Here is a 15144-nt window from a genome sequence, read left to right as displayed (position 1 = left end):
GGATCATGAAGAGACAACCCCTGCTTTCCGTGAAGGACCTGCGGGTCGAATTTCCCACCCGTCGCGGCGTGCTGACGGCAATCGACGGCATCTCGTTCAACCTGCGGGAAGGCGAAGTGCTGGGCGTGGTCGGCGAATCCGGTGCGGGCAAGTCGATCACCGGTACTGCCGTGATCGGCCTGCTCGAGCCGCCGGGTCGCATTGCCGGCGGCGAGATCCGCCTCAAGGGCGAGCGCATCGACAACCTGCCGCCGGCGGCCATGCGCAAGCTGCGCGGCAAGCGCATCGGCATGGTTTTCCAGGACCCGCTCACCAGCCTCAATCCGCTCTTCACCATCGGCGACCAGATCATAGAAACGATCATGACCCATCTGCCGGTCTCCGAACGCGAAGCGCGGGATCGGGCAGTGGCGCTGCTGGAGGAGGTCGGCATTCCGGCAGCCGGAGACCGGCTGTCCGCCTATCCGCATCAGTTCTCGGGCGGCATGCGCCAGCGCGTCGTGATCGCCCTTGCCCTGTGCGCCGAACCGGAACTGGTGATCGCGGACGAGCCGACAACAGCGCTCGACGTTTCCGTGCAGTCGCAGATCATCCGCCTGTTGCAGCGCGTGTGCCGCGACCATGGCACGGCGGTGATGCTGATCACTCACGACATGGGCGTCATCGCCGAGACGGCCGACCGTGTGGCCGTGATGTATTCCGGACGGATCGCCGAGATCGGGCCGGTCCGCGATGTCATCAAGTCTCCGAGTCACCCGTACACGATCGGCCTGATGGGAGCGATTCCCTCCCTCACCGGCGACCACGACCGGCTGACCCAGATCCCCGGTTCGATGCCCCGGCTCGATTCCATCCCCACCGGCTGCGCCTTCAACCCGCGCTGCTCGCTGACGATGGAGCGCTGCCGTATCGAACGTCCCGAGCTGATGCCCGCCGGTGAAAGCCAGGCTGCCTGCTGGAAACTGCTGGAAACGGAAGGGGCAGGCCGATGAACACGGTCATGCAGGACGCCGCGGCGAAGAGCGGTGCCGTTGTCGAGGTCCGCGCGCTTTCGCGCACCTTCGACGTCTCCAAGCCCTGGCTTAACCGGGTGCTGGAGCGCTCGCCCAAGGCCTTCCTCAAGGCCGCGCAGGACATCTCCTTCTCCATTTCGAAGGGGGAGACCTTCGCGCTGGTCGGCGAATCCGGTTCGGGCAAGTCGACGGTCGCCAAGATGGTCGTCGGCCTGCTGGAGGCAAGCGCAGGCGAAATCCGCATCGAGGGCGTCGACATGCGCTCGCGCCGCCAGTCGGGGCAGGAGATGCGCGAACTGCGCCGGCGCATCCAGATGATCTTCCAAGATCCCTACGCGAGCCTCAACCCGCGCTGGCGGGTCGACCGGATCATCGCGGAGCCGATCCGTGCGTTCAAGCTGGAGAGTTCGGAGGAGGCGATCGCCGCCCGTGTCGGCGAGCTTCTCGAACTGGTGCGCCTGCATCCGCGGGACGGCGCCAAGTATCCGCACGAGTTTTCGGGTGGACAGCGGCAACGCATCTGCATTGCCCGTGCCCTTGCCTCCAAGCCGGAATTCCTCGTCTGCGACGAGCCGACCTCCGCGCTGGACGTCTCGGTGCAGGCGCAGATCCTCAACCTGATGCGCGACCTTCAGGACGAGTTCGGGCTGACCTACCTGTTCATCAGCCACGACCTCGCCGTCGTCCGTCACATGGCAAAGCGCATCGGCGTGATGTATCTCGGCCGGCTCGTGGAGGTGGCGGAAAGTCGTGAGCTGTTCCGCAATCCGCGCCATCCCTACACGCGCATGCTGCTGGCAGCGATCCCCGACCTCGACATGACGGGCACCCCGCGCCGGCCGGTGGAAGGCGAAATTCCCAATCCGATCAATCCGCCGAGCGGGTGCGCGTTCCATCCGCGCTGCCCTCTGGCCAATGATCGCTGCAAGCGCGAACTGCCCTTGCTGCAGGACATGGGCGGAGCGGAAGTCGCCTGTCACGCGGTGGAGGAAGGGCGGGTCTGACGGGCCCGTCCCCCTCTTGACCTTCCAGCGACCGGAAGGCCTATACCCGTTGCCGACACCATCGGAACCTGTCCGCCTCCCTCGGACAGGCCTCCTGCAACGGAGATCAGCGGATGACCCAAGCCGCCCCCGACATGCGCAATTCGCTTGCGGCATCTGAGCCCGGCGCTGCGCCCCTCGTCCATCTCGATATCGGCGGGATGACCTGTGCGGCCTGCTCCGCGCGCATCGAAAAGGTTCTGAGCCGCAAGCCCGGCGTGCTGCGTGCCACCGTCAACCTGCCGCTGGAGACGGCCGTGGTCCAGACGGATGGCAGCGTGTCCGCCGCGGACATCATTTCGGCGGTCGAGGCGACCGGATATACCGCCAGCGAGCGCTCGACCGGCTGGCAGGAAGAAAAGCGCCGGCAGGACGAGGCCGACGCCCGTGTCCGCCGCGACGAGCGGCGGACGCTTCTGCTGCTGGTCTTCTCTGCGCTGATGTCGGCCCCGATGGTCGCCTCGATGGCGGCGGCCCCCTTCGGGGTGATGCTGATGCCGCCGGCCTGGGCACAGGCCGTTCTGGCCGGTCTGGTGCAGGTTCTCGTCGGACGCCGGTTTTATGTGGGCGCCTTCAAGGCCCTGGCCGGCGGCGGCGCCAACATGGACGTGCTCGTCGTGCTCGGCACGACCGCAGCCTATGGCTACAGTCTGGCCCTCACAGTGCTGGCCTGGCCGCAGGAGCCCGGCCATCTCTATTTCGAGGCCTCCTCGGTCATCCTGACGCTGATCCTGTTCGGCAAACTGCTGGAAATGCGCGCGAAGCGGACGACCACGGCCGCCATCCGTGCCTTGAGCGAATTGAAGCCCCAGGTTGCCCACAAGATCGCGGGCGACGACATCGAGACCGTGCCGGTCGAAAGCCTGTTTCCGGGCGACGCCATTCTCGTGCGCCCCGGCGAACGCGTGCCGGTCGACGGCACCGTGCGCGACGGGGCGAGCGAGGTGGACGAAGCGCTGCTGACCGGCGAGAGCATGCCGGTGGCCAAAGCCGTCGGCGACGAAGTCATCGGCGGAACCATCAACGGCTCCGGCGCCCTGACCGTCGAAGTCTCGGCCGTTGCAGGCGACAGCAAGCTCGCCTCGATCATTCGCCTCGTCGAAAATGCGCAAAACTCCCGCGCACCGGTGCAGAAGCTGGTGGACAAGGTCTCCGCGATCTTCGTGCCCGTCGTGGTGCTGGTGGCGCTCGCCACCTTTGCCGGCTGGTGGTTCTCCGGCGCCGGGCTCGATGCCGCCATCGGTGCGACAGTCGCCGTGCTGGTGATCGCCTGCCCCTGCGCACTCGGACTGGCGACGCCGACGGCACTCGTCGCAGGAACCGGCGCCGCGGCACGCGCCGGCATCCTGATCCGCGACATCGAGGCTCTGGAAACGGCGCATTCGGTGAACACGGTGGTGTTTGACAAGACCGGCACCCTCACTCGCGGCGCCCCTACCGTCACCGATATCCGCTCCTTCGACGGCAACCAGAATCGCCTGCTGCTGATTGCGGCGAGCGCCCAGCTGCCGAGCGAGCATCCCTTGGCGGGAGCCATCGTAGCAGCGGCACGCGAGCGCGGCCTGGATCTCTCTCGTCCGGCAAGTTTCCGCGCCATCGCAGGCCAGGGAATCGTGGCCGAGATCGCCGGCGAACAGGTTCTGATCGGCAATCGACGCCTGCTCGAGACCCATTCGATCGACACGTTCCTCGTGCAGCAGATCTTCCGTGAGTTCGAGGCTCAGGGGAAGACCTGTGCCGGCATTGCCGTCGCCGGCCGGGCCGTCGGCGTGATCGCGATGGCGGACACGCTGCGCGACGAAACGCCTGTCGCCCTGCAGCGCCTTGCCGCCATGGATATCGAGACGGTCATGCTCACCGGCGATACGGAAGCCGTAGCCCGGGCTGTCGCCGCCGAGGCGGGTATCGGCCGGGTGATCGCCGGCGTTGCCCCCGAAGGAAAGGCAGAGACAGTCTCCGAACTCACCAGCGCCGGCCGCACCGTCGCCATGGTTGGCGACGGGGTCAACGATGCACCCGCCCTCGCGGCGGCCAGCGTCGGCATTGCCATGGGCAGCGGCACGGAAGTCGCGATGGAAACCGCCGGCATCACCCTGATGCGCTCCCGTCCGGATCTCGTGGCTGATGCGATCGACATCTCCCGCGCCACGGTTCGCAAGATCCGCCAGAATCTCTTCTGGGCCTTCATCTACAATGTGGTGGGGATCCCGCTTGCCGCACTCGGCATGCTGACGCCGGCGCTTGCAGGAGCGGCCATGGCGCTGTCATCGGTCTCTGTGGTCACCAACGCGGCGCTGCTGCGGCGGTGGCGCACGAAAGAGGTCCGGAAATGACAACAGGGCCATTGATCTGAGCTATATTGTATTACAAATAGAACAGCCAACGGCCCGGAGACAAGCATGACCGCGAGAGACCCCAACCGCCTTCGTTCGCGCGCCTGGTTCGACAATCCCGACGATCCCGGCATGACGGCGCTCTACATCGAGCGCTATCTGAACTACGGGCTGACGCGGGAGGAACTGCAGTCCGGCAAGCCGATCATCGGCATCGCCCAGACGGGGTCCGATCTCTCGCCCTGCAACCGGCACCACATCGAACTGGCCAAGCGGGTGCGTGAAGGCATCCGCGAGGCCGGCGGCATTTGCTTCGAGTTTCCCGTCCACCCGATCCAGGAGACCGGCAAGCGGCCGACAGCCTCGCTCGACCGCAATCTCGCCTATCTCGGTCTGGTGGAGCTGCTCTACGGCTATCCCATCGACGGCGTCGTCCTGACCATCGGTTGCGACAAGACAACTCCCGCCTGCCTGATGGCGGCGGCGACCGTCAACATTCCGGCCATTGCCCTGTCGGTCGGGCCGATGCTCAACGGCTGGCACCGGGGCGAGCGGACCGGTTCCGGCACCATCGTCTGGAAGGCGCGCGAGATGCTCGCCGCCGGCGAGATCGACTATGCCGGCTTCATGGATCTCGTCGCCTCGTCGGCTCCGTCGGTGGGCTATTGCAACACGATGGGCACGGCGACGACGATGAACTCGCTCGCGGAAGCTCTGGGCATGCAGTTGCCGGGAGGCGCAGCCATCCCCGCCACCTACCGTGAGCGCGCGCAGATTGCCTACCAGACAGGTCTCAGGATTGTCGACATGGTCTGGGAGGACCTCAAGCCGTCCGACATCATGACCCGCGAGGCCTTCGAGAACGCCATCGTCGTCAATTCGGCCATCGGCGGCTCGACCAACGCGCCGATCCATCTCAACGCGGTCGCCCGGCATCTCGGAGTGCCGCTCGACAACGACGACTGGCAGCGTCTCGGCCACGACGTTCCGCTCATCGTCAACATGCAGCCGGCCGGCGAATATCTCGGCGAGGACTATCACCATGCCGGAGGCGTGCCTGCGGTCATCGGCGAGTTGATGAAGGCAGAACGCCTGCCCCATCCGCAGGCGCTGACCGTGAACGGCAAAAGCCTTGGCGACAATTGCAGCGCCGCGGAGAACCTGGATACGCGGGTCATCCGGCCGGTCAGCGATCCCTTGGTCGACAAGGCGGGCTTCCTGAACCTGAAGGGCAACCTCTTCGACAGCGCGATCATGAAGACAAGCGTGATCTCGAAGGAATTCCGCGACCGCTACCTGTCCAACCCGGACGATCCGGACGCTTTCGAAGGCCGCGCCATCGTCTTCGAGGGGCCTGAGGACTATCACCACCGCATCGACGATCCGGAGCTGGAGATCGACGAGAACTGCCTGCTGTTCATTCGCGGCACCGGTCCGATCGGCTATCCGGGCGGCGCGGAGGTGGTCAACATGCAGCCACCTGCCGCTCTCATCAAACGCGGCATCCACGCCATGCCCTGCATCGGCGACGGGCGACAGTCCGGCACGTCCGGCTCGGCGTCGATCCTCAACGCTTCTCCCGAGGCAGCGGCCGGCGGCGGCCTCGCCCTGCTGAAGACCGGCGACCGCGTGCGCATCGACCTTCGGGCCTGCACGGCGAACATCCTGATATCGGACGAAGAACTGGAGCAGCGACGGGCGGAGCTCGCGGCTTCTGGCGGATTCGCGATCCCGGATCACCAGACCCCCTGGCAGGAAATCCAGCGCGGCATCATCGATCAATTCGACAAGGGCATGGTCCTGAAGCCCGCGGTCGCCTATCGAGATATCGCAGCCTCGAAGGGGTTGCCGAGAAACAACCACTGACGCGTCATCGCCTGTTTCGTCGCACACGCCCGCCAGCACTTGACGTTTACGTAAGCACCATGCTTGTGTGCGACGAACGAGGCGATCCGACGACAGGAGAACAGACATGACGATGGACCAACTGACCGAGGCCGTGCGCGGCAAGGTGGCCGGCGGCGGCATCTCCGACAGCGTGAAATTCGACTGCGGCGATGCGGGCGTCATCTATGTCGAAGGCTCCAGCGTCTCCAACGAGGACAAGGACGCCGACTGCACCATCTCGATCTCGCAGGACGATCTGGCGGATCTGCTGGCCGGCAACCTCAACCCGACCACGGCCTTCATGACCGGCAAGATCAAGGTGACCGGCGATATGGGCGTCGCGATGAAACTCGGCAGCATCGTCTGACGGCGAAGGCTCGCACCTGCAGCCCTGAGCAAACGAAAGACCCCGGCGATGGGACCATTGCCGGGGTCTTTGTTGTTGCGGATTTGCCTGATCTCGAGATCAGCCCGTTCGGGTGACCAGCTCCGGCCCCATCAGCGAATAGGGCAGCCAGGTCGACAGCGCAGGGACATAGGTCACCAGGATCAGGAAGATGAACAGGATCAGCACGAAGGGTGCTGCCGCCCGCACCACCTGAACGAGACTCATGCCGGTTATGCCTGATGTCACGAACAGGTTGAGGCCGATGGGCGGTGTGATCATGCCGATCTCCATGTTCACCACCATGATGATGCCGAGATGGATCGGATCGACGCCGAGCGCCATGCCGATGGGGAACACCACCGGCGCAACGATGAGCAAAAGACCCGACGGCTCCATGAACTGGCCGCCGATCAGCAGCAGGATGTTCACGGCGATCAGGAAGGTGAACCAGGTGAAGCCCGCGCCGATCATCCAGTCGGTGATCGCCTGCGGAATGCGCTCGGCCGTCAGGGTGTGGGCGAAGAGCAGCGCGTTGACGATGATGAACATCAGCATCACCGTCGTCTTCGACGCGTCGACCAGCACCTTGCGCGTGTCGCTGTGAACGCAACCGGGCAGGAAATAGACCACGGTCAACCAGACGTTCCGCAGGATCGCCGCCCCCAGCGCCTCGCCATCCTTGCGCATCGGCACGCCCTTGAGCGGGCCCATGTCGCGATAGATGAAGATCGCGATCAGGAACGAATAGACCGCAGCGACCGCAGCTGCTTCCGTCGGCGTGAAGATGCCGCCGTAGATGCCGCCGAGAATGATGACGATCAGCAGCAGGCCGAAGCCCGCCTCGCCGGCCGCCGAGGCGACCTCGCCCAGGCCGCCGAACGGCTGCTTGGGCATGTTCTTGATGCGCGCGTTCACATAGATCGCGGCCATCAGCAGGAAGCCGGCCACAAGGCCCGGAATGACGCCGGCCAGGAACATGCGGCCTACGGACACGTCGGTCGCAGCCGCATAGACCACCATCACGATGGACGGCGGGATGAGGATGCCGAGCGTGCCCGCATTGGCGATGACGCCGGCCGCGAATTCCTTGGTGTAGCCGACCTGCCGCATGCCGGCGATGGCGATGGTGCCGATCGCGACCACCGTCGCCGGCGAGGAGCCGGACAGCGCCGCGAAGAGCATGCACGAGAACACCGCCGCGATCGCCATGCCGCCGCGAAGGTGACCGACGCAGGCGATGGCGAAGCGAATGATGCGCCGGGCGACACCGCCCGTCGACATGAAGGCCGAGGCGAGAATGAAGAAGGGAATCGCCAGCAGCGTGTAGTTCTGCGAAGCCGTGAACAGCTGCAGAGCCACCGAGGACATGGAGTCCTGGGAGAAGAAGGCGATCGTCAGGACGCTGGACAGGCCCAGCGCGATCGCGATCGGGACGCCGAGGAACAGCAGCCCGAGCACCATGATGAAGAGAACACCGGCTTCCATGGCGGGATCAGTCCTTCAGCACGTTTTTGTTTTCGGCGACAAGCTCTTCCGCTTCGTGCGCTGCGATCATCATCTCGCGCTTGCCGGTGAAGATCTGCCAGGCCGCCTGGGCGCAGCGGAATGCGAAGAGGGCCAGTCCCACGGGAAGGATCAGATAGGCGATCCAGCGCTGCACGCGTTCCTGGGTGCCGAACGTCTCCTGCACCAGCTCCGGATAGCGCAGGTCGTCGAGGCCGATGCCGATCCGATACATGCGCGACCAGTAGTCGATGGCGCCGCCGCGGGTGCTGATGCCGAACCACTGCAGCCAGTCGGAATGCAGCAGGATGACCGCATAGGCCACACCGCAAAGCGCGCCGAAGATCGCCAGGATGCGGAAGATCGGTGCCGGGAACAGGCGAATGATCGCATCGACACCCAGATGCGTGCCCATCTTCACCCCGTAGCTCATGCCGAACAGGATCAGCCAGGCGAAGAGGATACGGGTGAGTTCGAGTGCTCCGGTCCAGCCGGAGTTGAAGCCGTAGCGGGCAACCACCTGAGTGAAGGTCACGATGGTCATCGCCGCGAGCAGAAGCGCGATCACGTTCTCCTCGAAGCGCGTGATCCAGTTGTCGACGCGTTGCATCGCTTCCCCCAATGTCTCTGTTTTGTCGGGAACGAATTCCGGAAAGCCGCAGGCCGGCGCAAGGGGCCAAGAGGCCCTCGTTCTGCGCGGTTGCCAGGAGCGATCCGTCAGGCCAAACCGCCCGCGAACCCATGGGTCCGCGGGCGGTCCGGATCAATGTCAGCTCGGGCTGTTGGCGGCCTGGGCAGCCTCGATCAGGTCCTCACCGATATCACCGCGGAACTTGTCCCAGACCGGCTTCATGGCATCGACCCAGGCCTTGCGCTGCTCCGGGGTCAGCACCCGGATCTCGCTGCCTGCATCCAGGATCTTCTGGCGGTTTTCGGCTTCCTGACCGGCAACGGCCGCATTGGCGGACGTCGTCACCTCGTTGACGATCGTCAGGAACTGGTCGCGCACATCGGGCTCAAGACCGTTCAGCCACTCGTCGGACGTGACGAGCAGGTAGGCCAGCAGCTGATGGTTCGTCTCGGTGATGCCGTCCTGCACCTCGAAGAACTTCTGGGTGTAGATGTTGGACCAGGAGTTCTCCTGACCGTCCACGACACCGGTCTGCAGCGCGCCATAGACTTCCTTGAAGGCGAGCTTCTGGGCGTTGGCGCCCATGGCCGCGATCATCGCCTCGGCGACGTCGGACGTCTGGATGCGGAACTTCAGGCCGGCAGCGTCGGTCGGCAGCAGCAGCGGCTTGTTGGCCGAGAACTGCTTCATGCCCGAGCTCCAGTAGCCGAGGCCGACGAAGCCGACATCGGTCATGGAGTTCAGCAGCTCCTTGCCGGGCTCGCTCGCTGCGAAGCGGTCGATCGACGACAGGTCGTTGAACAGGAACGGCAGGTCGAAAAGGCGATACTTCAGCGTATAGGCCTCGAACTTCGACAGGGACGGCGCCGCGAGCTGCACGTCGCCGAGCAGCAGGGCTTCCATCACCTTGTCATCGTCGAAGAGCTGCGAGTTCGGGAAAACCTGCATGCAGGCCTTGCCGTTCATCTCCTCGTTGACGCGCTTGGCGAGCAGCGTCGCGGCATCGCCCTTCGGATGGCCGGAGCCCGCAACCACGTGGCTGAACTTGATGACCATCTCGCCGTCGTCGCAATCGGCGAGAGCCGGAGCGGCGAAGGTAAGGCATGCGGCTGCGACCGCAGCCGTTGCGAACTTTTTCATGGATGTCCTCCCAGACATGTTTTGCCGCACCAGGACGCGCGGCCAGTTGATCCGACAAGAAGCGTCGGCTTATTCGCGCTCTCAAATTAGCAACATGCGTGCCAGATGCCTGAGAGCCGGGCAGATCGCCCGAATTGCGGGCAAGGGAGGATCATATACGCCCGGCCATGCGATCAAAATGTGCAGGAACCGACACATCATTCACACAAGATGTGTCGATCTCGACACATCGCCCGACCGTTCAGCCGGGCAATTCGCCGTCCGTGGCCGTGCGGTCGAGGCCGTACTTGCGAATTTTCTCATACAGCGCCTTGCGCGACAGGCCGAGACCCTCGTAGGTCGCCTTGAGGCTTCCGCCATTCTTGGCAAGCTCCTCGGCAATCACCGCCCGCTCATAGGCGGCGACGCGTTCCGACAGCACTGTCGTCTCGGCTGCATTGGCGGAGGAACCAGCGCCGCCCGGCCGCTCCAGTCCAAGCACGAAACGGTCTGCAACATTGCGCAGCTCCCGGACGTTGCCGGGCCAATCGCGCGCCATCAGCTCGCTGACGAAAGCCGGCGTCACATCGGGGATTTCGCGCCGATAGCGGGCCCGTGCCTCGCGCGTCAGGTGGTGGAACAGCAAAGGAATATCTTCCTTTCGCGCCCTGAGCGGCGGGATCTCGACCGTCACGACATTCAGCCGGTAGAACAGGTCCTTGCGGAACCGCCCGGCATTGCCGGCGACCTCCAGATCGTCCTTGGTCGCGGCGAGGAAGCGCAGATCCAGCGGGATGGACCGGTTGGAGCCGAGCCGCTCGATCGTGCGCGTCTCGATGACCCTCAGCAGCTTGACCTGGAGGTCGAGCGGCATGGACTCGATCTCGTCGAGGAAGACGGTGCCGCCGTGAGCGTGTTCCAGCTTGCCGATACGCTGGCTTGCCGCCCCGGTGAATGCCCCCTTCTCGTGTCCGAACAGCTCGGACTCGATGATTTCCGCCGGCAGTCCGCCGCAGTTGAGCGCAACGAAAGGCCCTTCGCGGCGATGTCCTTCCTCGTGCAGGGCCCGCGCGACCACTTCCTTGCCCGCCCCGGTCTCGCCGATGATCAGAACATCGGCATCCGTGCCGGCCAGCGCCCCGACGAGCCCGCGCAACCGCTCCATGGCGGCAGAGCGGCCGACCAGCCGCCCCTCCAGTCCCGTCCTGCTGGCAAGCTGCTCGCGCAACAGGCGGTTCTCCAGAACGAGGCGCCGCTTTTCCAGCGCCCGCTCGATGACCGTGGACAGCCGGCTGACCGGAAACGGTTTCTCGATGAAGTCATAGGCGCCGGCCCGCATCGCCTGAACCGCGAGAGGCACGTCGCCATGGCCGGTGATGAGGATGACCGGCAAGGCCGGATCGATCTCCAGCGCCTTGCGCATCAAATCGAACCCGTCCGTCTGGGGCATGCGGATATCGGTCACCAGCACGCCGTAAAAATCCCGGCCCAGCGTCCCGAACACTCCGGACGCACCCTCGAACGTGTCGACGCTGTGGCCGGCCAGTTCCAGCCCTTCCGCAAGCGCCTCGCGCAGATCGGGCTCGTCATCGACGAGCAGCACCGTCGCCCTGTCCATCAGTGTCCTGTCTCGTCACGCGTCGTGCGCCGCCGGGCGCGCCACGCTCTCACTCTGCTGCATCGCTCAGCCCTGCGGCCAGCGGCAGCCGGACCGTGAAGACGGCGCCGCCGCCTTCCGCATGGCGCACGGTCAGGCTGCCCGAGAAATCGTGGACGATCTTGTAGGCGATCGAAAGCCCGAGGCCCAGCCCCTTGCCCACCTCCTTGGTGGTGAAGAACGGATCGAACACCTTGGGCAGAAGATCGGAAGAAATCCCCGGACCGTTGTCCCGCACTTCGATCACCGCCTGTCCCGCCTCGCTGCGGGTGGTCAACACCACCTGCCCGTCGTCGCGGGCCTCCACGGCATCGAGAGCGTTGGAGACCAGGTTGAGCACCACCTGCTCCAGCCTCACATGGCCGCCAACGACGGACAGCGGTCCATCGAGATGCGTGACCGTCAACCGGCCCCGCCCCTGCTTGATCCTCGGCGACAGCAGCATCATCGCCTCGTCCACCGCAGGCTTCACCGCAGTCGGCCGCATGTCCGTCCCGGCCCGGCGGCTGAACCCCTTCAGCACGCGCGAAATCTCCGCCATCCTTTCCACCATCAGGATGATGCGGTCGAGGGCGCCGTTCACCCGCTCTCCCATGCCGCGTTCAATGAACTGCTTGGCATTGTCGGCATTCGAGCGGATCGCGGCCAGCGGCTGGTTGAACTCGTGGGAGAGGGCCGCGGACATCTGGCCGAGCGTTGCCATCTTCGCCGCCTGAACCAGGTCGGCCTGCATGTTCCTGAGCTCGGCCTCCGCCGCCTCGCGCTCGCTCACCTCCCGCGCGAGCCTGGCATTCGCTTCGGAGAGATCGCGCGTGCGCAGGCGCACTTTCCGCTCCAGCCGGGAGGCGGCGATCTTGTCTTCGCGCAGGCGGCGCAGCACGGCAACGCGCCGGTCGGCCGCCACCCAGCCGACGACGGTTGCGAGCAGGCAGATCAGAACGGCAATTGCCGCCACCTTCTGGCTCTGCGAGCGGGCATCCGCCGTATCGGCAAACGCCGCGACCTGCCAGTCCAGTACGGGCAAGGTACGTGCCATCCGCAGATAGGGTCCACGCCCCTTCACCCCGTTGAAACGGACATACTCGGCTTCTGTCGCCGCCGCCGCCGCCCCTTCCCCGGTTCGCGGCACCTCGGCTGCCCCGAGCACCTCGAACCTCTCGCTCGCCTTCTGCCCCCGCCACAGCGGCCGGTTGGTGGCGACGATCTCTCCCATCTCGTCGATGGCGACGATGGGTGCCGGGCTCAGCGCCCAGGCCTGTTCGATTTCGGCGAGACTGACGCGCACGACCACGATGCCGATGACGAGGCTGCCGGCACGAACGGCGGATGCGAAGACATAGCTGCCCGGCTCGCTGCCGCTGCCCCTTCGGTAGGCGCGACCGAGACGCCCCTGCTGCGCCTCCGCCAACGGCACCTGCTCCAGCATGTTGCCGGGATTGCGAGGTGACATGTGGCTGGAGGCGATCAATCCGCCGGCGGCATCGAGGAACAGGACTTCCTGTGCTCCGGCCATGCCGGCGACCAACGCCGCCGCACGCTCACCGCCTCTCGCGTCCCGGCGCAGGATGATGTCCCGCACATCGGGGCGCTGCGCCAGCAACGGGGACAACAGGCGGAACTTGTCGAGCTGGCGCTCGAGCGTCGCCGACTGCACGGACAGAAGCGCCTGCGCCCGGGTCGCCACCTCGGCGGCGAAAAGCCGCGAGGCGGTCTCCCACGTTACCCAGCCGATCAGCACGGTGACCGGCAAGGCGCAGCACAGCACCATGATATGCAGCGCGTTGCGCCTGGCTTGTCTTGCAAGCGATGTCATGGCCGTGTCTTTCCCCAACGTTTCCCGCCGATCCTAGCGATCCGGAACACGAGGTACAAACTGCGAGAAGGCAAGATCAGGCACGCCGGTCCGCGCGGATCATCTCCGCAGCCTTTTCGGCGATCATCATGGTGGGAACCGCGGTGTTGCCGGAGGTGATCGCAGGCATGACGGAGGCGTCCGCGACGCGAATGCCGGCAACCGAGCGCAGCCGCAGCCGCGCGTCGACCACCGACGCCTCGTCGCTCCCCATGCGGCAGGTCCCGACCGGATGAAAGATCGTGGTGCCGATATCTCCGGCCGCCCGCGCCAGGTCCTCGTCGCTGCGCACCAGCGGGCCGGGCAAATGCTCGACCGGCGAAAACCGGGCCATCGTATCGGTCGCCATGATGCGCCGGGTGAGCCGAATGCTGTCGGCCGCAACCTTCCGGTCGCCGGCCGTCGACAGGTAGTTCGGCCGGATCTCGGGATGCGCCAGCGGGTCTCGGCTCACCACGTGCACGCTCCCGCGGCTTTCGGGCCGCAGGTTGCACACGCTCAAGGTGATTGCGGGGAAGGAGTGCAGCGGTTCGCCGAACTTGTCGAGCGACAGCGGCTGCACGTGATACTCGATATTCGCAGTCTCGAACGCCGGATCCGACTTGGCAAAGACGCCAAGCTGCGAGGGCGCCATGGACATCGGCCCGGAACGCGACAGCGCGTATTCCATGGCGATCTTCGCCTTGCCGAACAGGTTCGAAGCCAGCTGGTTCAGCGTGACAGCGCCGCTGACCTTGAAGATCGTGCGGATCTGCAGGTGGTCCTGGAGATTGCGCCCGACCTGCCGGCTTTCTCCGACCACGTCGATGCCCTGGCGCGCGAGGAGTTCGGGGTCGCCGATACCCGACAGTTCGAGGATCTGCGGAGACCCGATGGCGCCGGCCGACAGCACCAGCTCGCCGGCGACCCTCGCCTGCGCGGGTGCACCGTCGACACGCAGCTCAACGCCGCTCACCCGCCCGTCGGAGACAGTGAGCCGGGTCACCTGCGCTCCGGTGACGACCTTCAGGTTCTGGCGGTTCGCAACAGGCTTCAGGAAGCCCTTTGCGGCCGTCCAGCGCACACCGCCGCGCTGCGTCACCTGGAAATAGGACGAGCCGAAATTGTCGCCCCGGTTGAAGTCGTCGATCTTCGGGATCCCGACTTCCTCGCAGGCATCGCGCACCGCATCGAGGATATCCCAGGACAGGCGCTGCTGCTCCACGCGGCACTCGCCGCCCCGGCCGTGCATGTCGTCGGAAAGCTCGTAGTGGTCCTCGGCGCGGCGGAACAACGGCAGGACGTCGTCCCAGCCCCAGCCCTCCAGCCCCATCTGGCGCCAGCCGTCATAGTCGCGCGCCTGGCCGCGCATGTAGATCATGCCGTTGATGGCCGAGCAGCCGCCAAGCACACGGCCGCGCGGATAGGACAGGGAGCGCCCGTTGAGGCCAGGCTCCGGAGCAGTCTTGAAGCCCCAGTCGGTCCGGGGATTGCCCATGCAATAGAGGTAGCCGACGGGAATGTGGATCCAGACGTAGTCGTCCTTGCCGCCGGCCTCGAGCAGCAGAACCTTCACCTGCGGATCGGCCGAAAGGCGGTTCGCCAGCACACAGCCGGCCGAACCCGCACCGACGATCACGTAATCCCATTCCCCCAGGTCGCGCATGGTTCCTCCCTGCCCTGGCCCGCGTGGAGCGGAACGATGCCCGCTGCCGCCGGCAATGGCAAGGAGGGAAAGT

General features: G+C 65.6%; 11 protein-coding genes. 5 read left to right on the top strand and 6 right to left on the bottom strand.

Going from position 1 to position 15144, the window contains the following annotated elements; genetic code table 11:
- Positions 1–5: 5 nt before the first annotated feature.
- The 5 genes from BBX35_RS08155 (at position 6) to BBX35_RS08135 (ending at position 6643) form a co-directional block, all read left to right on the top strand.
- Positions 6–992 carry an ABC transporter ATP-binding protein gene (locus BBX35_RS08155; protein ID WP_067218470.1) on the top strand — a complete coding sequence of 329 codons (987 nt, stop codon included), beginning with the start codon at positions 6–8 and terminating at the stop codon, positions 990–992.
- A gap of 8 nt (positions 993–1000) precedes the next feature.
- Positions 1001–2017, top strand: a complete 1017-nt coding sequence (locus BBX35_RS08150; RefSeq protein WP_067219866.1) for an ABC transporter ATP-binding protein — start codon at positions 1001–1003, stop codon at positions 2015–2017.
- Positions 2018–2130: 113 nt separating this feature from the next.
- Positions 2131–4389, top strand: a complete 2259-nt coding sequence (locus tag BBX35_RS08145) for a heavy metal translocating P-type ATPase (RefSeq protein ID WP_083206131.1) — start codon at positions 2131–2133, stop codon at positions 4387–4389.
- A gap of 66 nt (positions 4390–4455) precedes the next feature.
- Positions 4456–6255, top strand: coding sequence for an IlvD/Edd family dehydratase (locus BBX35_RS08140; RefSeq protein ID WP_067218468.1), 1800 nt, complete (start codon positions 4456–4458; stop codon positions 6253–6255).
- Positions 6256–6361: 106 nt separating this feature from the next.
- Positions 6362–6643: an SCP2 sterol-binding domain-containing protein gene (locus BBX35_RS08135; RefSeq protein ID WP_067218466.1), complete on the top strand. Its 282-nt coding sequence runs from the start codon at positions 6362–6364 to the stop codon at positions 6641–6643.
- 99 nt (positions 6644–6742) lie between these two features.
- On the opposite strand, the gene BBX35_RS08130 is transcribed toward BBX35_RS08135, so the two are convergent.
- From BBX35_RS08130 to BBX35_RS08105, 6 genes are all read right to left on the bottom strand, one after another.
- Complete coding sequence (locus BBX35_RS08130; RefSeq protein WP_067218463.1) at positions 6743–8149, bottom strand: TRAP transporter large permease; 1407 nt, start codon at positions 8147–8149, stop codon at positions 6743–6745.
- 7 nt (positions 8150–8156) lie between these two features.
- Complete coding sequence (locus BBX35_RS08125; RefSeq protein ID WP_067218462.1) at positions 8157–8777, bottom strand: TRAP transporter small permease; 621 nt, start codon at positions 8775–8777, stop codon at positions 8157–8159.
- Positions 8778–8936: 159 nt separating this feature from the next.
- The gene (locus tag BBX35_RS08120) at positions 8937–9938 is read right to left on the bottom strand and encodes a DctP family TRAP transporter solute-binding subunit (protein ID WP_067218459.1); all 1002 of its coding nucleotides are present in this window, start codon (positions 9936–9938) and stop codon (positions 8937–8939) included.
- 241 nt (positions 9939–10179) lie between these two features.
- Positions 10180–11535: a sigma-54-dependent transcriptional regulator gene (locus BBX35_RS08115; RefSeq protein ID WP_067218457.1), complete on the bottom strand. Its 1356-nt coding sequence runs from the start codon at positions 11533–11535 to the stop codon at positions 10180–10182.
- 49 nt (positions 11536–11584) lie between these two features.
- A complete protein-coding gene (locus BBX35_RS08110; protein ID WP_067218455.1) occupies positions 11585–13387 on the bottom strand; it encodes a sensor histidine kinase in 1803 nt (600 codons plus the stop codon).
- Between the two features lie 76 nt (positions 13388–13463).
- Positions 13464–15071 (bottom strand): GMC family oxidoreductase, encoded by a 1608-nt coding sequence (locus BBX35_RS08105; RefSeq protein ID WP_067218452.1) that lies wholly within the window; start codon positions 15069–15071, stop codon positions 13464–13466.
- Positions 15072–15144: the final 73 nt, after the last annotated feature.

The organism is Stappia indica, assembly GCF_001696535.1.
GTDB lineage: Bacteria > Pseudomonadota > Alphaproteobacteria > Rhizobiales > Stappiaceae > Stappia > Stappia indica.
Note: the sequence above shows the minus strand (reverse complement) of the source record. Positions and strands in the feature narration are given on the sequence as shown.

Coding starts and splice junctions, on each gene's coding strand:
- BBX35_RS08145 (WP_083206131.1), top strand. CDS start 2,131: ATGACCCAAGCCGCCCCCGACATGCGCAATTCGCTTGCGGCATCTGAG.
- BBX35_RS08110 (WP_067218455.1), bottom strand. CDS start 13,387: ATGACATCGCTTGCAAGACAAGCCAGGCGCAACGCGCTGCATATCATG.
- BBX35_RS08150 (WP_067219866.1), top strand. CDS start 1,001: ATGCAGGACGCCGCGGCGAAGAGCGGTGCCGTTGTCGAGGTCCGCGCG.
- BBX35_RS08135 (WP_067218466.1), top strand. CDS start 6,362: ATGACGATGGACCAACTGACCGAGGCCGTGCGCGGCAAGGTGGCCGGC.
- BBX35_RS08120 (WP_067218459.1), bottom strand. CDS start 9,938: ATGAAAAAGTTCGCAACGGCTGCGGTCGCAGCCGCATGCCTTACCTTC.
- BBX35_RS08105 (WP_067218452.1), bottom strand. CDS start 15,071: ATGCGCGACCTGGGGGAATGGGATTACGTGATCGTCGGTGCGGGTTCG.
- BBX35_RS08140 (WP_067218468.1), top strand. CDS start 4,456: ATGACCGCGAGAGACCCCAACCGCCTTCGTTCGCGCGCCTGGTTCGAC.
- BBX35_RS08155 (WP_067218470.1), top strand. CDS start 6: ATGAAGAGACAACCCCTGCTTTCCGTGAAGGACCTGCGGGTCGAATTT.
- BBX35_RS08130 (WP_067218463.1), bottom strand. CDS start 8,149: ATGGAAGCCGGTGTTCTCTTCATCATGGTGCTCGGGCTGCTGTTCCTC.
- BBX35_RS08125 (WP_067218462.1), bottom strand. CDS start 8,777: ATGCAACGCGTCGACAACTGGATCACGCGCTTCGAGGAGAACGTGATC.
- BBX35_RS08115 (WP_067218457.1), bottom strand. CDS start 11,535: ATGGACAGGGCGACGGTGCTGCTCGTCGATGACGAGCCCGATCTGCGC.